The following is a 468-nucleotide window of genomic DNA, read 5'->3' as shown; positions in this document are numbered from 1 at the left end:
TCCGGCAGTTCGGGAGATTGTTTGCGCGCCTGCGGGGACACACGCATGCGTACTGTCGCATCGTCCGGCGTGCCGTCGATCACGTCCCATCGGGTATGGGATTTGGCCGGAATCAGGAAGTGGCGGTTGTGCCCATTCATCGTCAGGCCGCACAAGATCCGAGCGGCCAGAAAGCCCTTGTCGAATACCGTCAGCGAATTGTCCGGTATCTGCGGCAGCAGATCCTGGGCGTACACCATTTCGTTGGTGCCATAAGCGCCGAAGTTGATATCGGCCACCAGATGCGTCGGGATGGCAGTCAGCGTCACGGCCCGCACCTGCGGGTAGCTGGCGACTTTGCCACTGGCATAGCGTTGTGCGCCAAAGTGCTCACGATTGGCCGGGCTGTCGGCCGTGCGCAGCGTGGTGCCGTCCATCGCCCATAGACTCAATCCCTTGAATGCATGGCGTGCTGCGTCCTGCGTGGTC

At 61.8% G+C, this 468-nt stretch carries 1 protein-coding gene; it reads right to left on the bottom strand.

The window, feature by feature from the left end; all coding sequences use genetic code 11:
• Positions 1-468: transposase (locus tag SB786_RS35645; RefSeq protein ID WP_410731494.1), on the bottom strand; the 468-nt coding region annotated here is incomplete at both ends.

Source organism: Burkholderia sp. SIMBA_062, assembly GCF_046534765.1.
Taxonomy (GTDB): domain Bacteria; phylum Pseudomonadota; class Gammaproteobacteria; order Burkholderiales; family Burkholderiaceae; genus Burkholderia; species Burkholderia ambifaria.
The sequence above is the reverse complement of the archived record's forward strand: the minus strand, read 5'-3'. Positions and strand labels throughout refer to the sequence as shown.